This is a genomic window from Polaribacter sargassicola (assembly GCF_021991835.1).
GTDB classification, from domain to species: Bacteria; Bacteroidota; Bacteroidia; order Flavobacteriales; family Flavobacteriaceae; genus Polaribacter; species Polaribacter sargassicola.
On sequence record NZ_JAHDAU010000190.1, the window covers coordinates 1 to 294 of the forward strand.

Below are 294 nucleotides of genomic sequence, written 5' to 3' on the forward strand. Positions count from 1 at the left end.
GGGATCTGCACGAGCCCGCCGATCGGGTCGCAGGTGAGGCCCAGGTGGTGCTCCATCGCGATCTCCGCGGCGTTCTCGATCTGCCGGTTCGTGCCGCCCATCACGGCGGTCAGGCCGCCTGCGGCCATGGCGCACGCCGATCCGACCTCGGCCTGGCATCCGCCCTCGGCACCCGAGATCGACGCGTTCGCCTTGAACAGGGAGCCCAGCGCTGTGGCGGTCAGCAGGAAGCGGCGGATGCCCCGGCGGCGGTTCGCCTCGGCGATGACATCGGGGTCGTCGATGGCGCCGACG

The 294-nt window shown here is 72.1% G+C and carries 1 protein-coding gene; it reads right to left on the bottom strand.

What is annotated here, in order from left to right:
* The coding region (locus tag KI686_RS17650; RefSeq protein ID WP_237590392.1) for an L-serine ammonia-lyase, iron-sulfur-dependent, subunit alpha at nucleotides 1-294 on the bottom strand (294 nt) is incomplete at both ends.